This window comes from Microbacterium sp. Kw_RZR3 (genome assembly GCF_029222405.1).
GTDB lineage: Bacteria > Actinomycetota > Actinomycetes > Actinomycetales > Microbacteriaceae > Microbacterium.
Genome location: NZ_JARHXC010000273.1, coordinates 1 through 2,304, shown reverse-complemented (window position 1 = coordinate 2,304; position 2,304 = coordinate 1). Strand labels below are relative to the sequence as shown.

Here is a 2,304-nt window from a genome sequence, read left to right as displayed (position 1 = left end):
GGTCGTGGTCGCGGTGACTTCGGGCACGTCGTGCCACCGGCCGTCCGCGACGCTCTCCTCGGCCGCATCGACGATGGCCGCCGCCGCCCAGCCGTCGGCGGCCGAGGGCGCGAGCTGCCGACCGGTGCGGACCGACTCGAGGAAGAGTGCCGCCTCGATGGTCTTGAAGTCGTCGAAGCCCATCGACGTCCCCGCTCCCGGTTGGAAGCGGTCGAACGCCCCGAAACCGGGCTCGGCCATGATGCGCCGGTAGCCGTGCACCGAGTCGGCGTGCTCGAGCTCGTTCAGCCGCTCGAAGTTCCAGCGGATCGAGCCGCGCGTGCCGTACACCTCGAGGCGGTACTCGGCGCGGGCGCCGACGGCGACGCGGCTCGCGTCGAACACGCCCACCGCTCCCGAGTCGAAGCGCCCGATGACGGCGGCGTAGTCCTCGTTTTCGACCTCGCCCGTCTCGGCATCCGCGCTCCCCGATGCGAAATGGCTCACCGCGCCCGCGGAGGGGAGGGGGCGGCGGCGGATGAAGGTCTCCTTCGCCGCCGAGACCGCGGCGATGCGGCCCACGACGAACTGGGCGAGGTCGACGCCGTGCGAGAGCAGGTCGCCCATGACGCCCGAGCCCGCCTTCTCGCGCAGGAAGCGCCAGGTCAGGACGCCCAGGGGGTCGGCGGAGTAGTCGGCGAGGAACGACACGCGCACGTTCGTGATCGTGCCGAGGGCCCCGGAGCGGACGAGCTCGCGCGCGCGGGCCACGGCCGGCGCGTGTCGGTAGTTGAAGCCGACGGAGGTCACGAGTCCGGCGGCCTCGGCCGCCTCGGCGATCTCGCGCGACTCGGCGAGGGAGCGCCCCATGGGCTTCTCGATCCAGAACGGCTTGCCGGCGGCGACCGCGGCCAGGGCCATCTCGTGGTGGAGGAAGTTGGGCGAGCAGATCGACACGACGTCGACAGCGGGGTCGGCGAGAACCTCGCGGTAGTCGCTGACCGCGGCGGCATAGCCGAGCACGTCACGGGCGTGCGCGCGGCCGCGTTCGTCGGGGTCGGCGGCCACGACCAGGCGCGGGTGCGCTCCGATCTCGGGGAAGTGCGTGGGCACCGCGCGATACGCGCGGGAATGCAGGCGCCCCATCCACCCCGCCGAGATCAGTCCCACTCCGATGTGTCCGGACTCGCTCATCGTCTTCCTCTCGCTCGCGTCGTTGCGTGATCACATGTTGACAGAATGTATTGACAATTGCGAGTGCCGGTGCCAGGCTCACACCCGACAGCGACGTCAACCGATGAGCATCACCCGATGTCGAAGTCCTCATCGAAAGGGAACTCCATGAAGAAGCGCTTGATCGGCACCCTCGCCCTGGCGGCCTCTGTTGCGCTGGCACTGACCGCCTGCTCCGGGACAGGGCAGGAACCTGTGAACAACGGCAGCGACGGAGCTGCCACCACCACCGCCAAGAAAGACCTGACCTACGCCGTCATCACCCACTCGGGCCCCGGCGACAGCTTCTGGGACCGCGTGAAGTCCGGCGCCGAAGCCGCCGGCGGCGACTACGGCGTCACCGTCACCTACAACGCCGACCCCGACCCCGCCAAGCAGTCCCAGCTCATCGACAACGCCGTCGCGCAGGGGGTGAACGGCATCGTCGTCTCGATGGCCAACCCCGACGGTCTGAAGACGAGCGTCGAAGCGGCGGTGGCCGCCGGCATCCCCGTCGTCACCATCAACTCCGGCATCGACCGCTACGCCGAGTTCGGGGCCTTCACGCACATCGGCCAGACCGAGAGCGTCGCGGGCAAGGCCGTGGGTGAGCGTCTCAGCAAGGAGGGCCTGAAGAAGGGCCTCTGCGTCATCCAGGAGGCCGGAAACGTCGGACTCGAGGAGCGCTGCGCCGCCGCCACCCAGGCGTTCTCGGGCCAGATGGAGAACCTCCAGGTCGACGGCACCAACGACGCCGAGGTGAAGGCCACCATCAAGGCCAAGCTCCAGGCCGACCCCTCGATCGACACCGTCCTCACCCTCGGCGGCCAGTACGCCATCGACGCCGTCGGCGCGGTCGAAGAGTCGGGCAGCTCCGCCAAGATCGGCACCTTCGACCTCTCCGAGGACGTCGTCAGCGACATCGAGGCGGGCAAGATCCTCTTCGCCGTCGACCAGCAGCCCTACGTGCAGGGCTTCCTCGGCGTCACCGCGCTCTACCTCAAGAGCACGAACGGCAACGAGATCGGCGGCGGACAGCCCGTCTACTCGGGTCCCGCGTTCGTCACGAAGGACAACGCCGCCGAGGTCGCCAAGTTCGCGGCCAACGGCACC

At 69.6% G+C, this 2,304-nt stretch carries 2 protein-coding genes; one reads left to right on the top strand and one right to left on the bottom strand.

All coding sequences use genetic code 11. The features are described 5' to 3' along the window. A partial coding sequence (locus tag P2P98_RS15305; RefSeq protein ID WP_275801006.1) for a Gfo/Idh/MocA family oxidoreductase occupies positions 1 to 1,173 on the bottom strand: 1,173 nt, incomplete at its 3' end. Positions 1,174 to 1,320: 147 nt separating this feature from the next. Between P2P98_RS15305 and P2P98_RS15300 the strand changes: the two genes are divergently transcribed. Next, a partial coding sequence (locus tag P2P98_RS15300; RefSeq protein WP_275801005.1) for a sugar ABC transporter substrate-binding protein occupies positions 1,321 to 2,304 on the top strand: 984 nt, incomplete at its 3' end.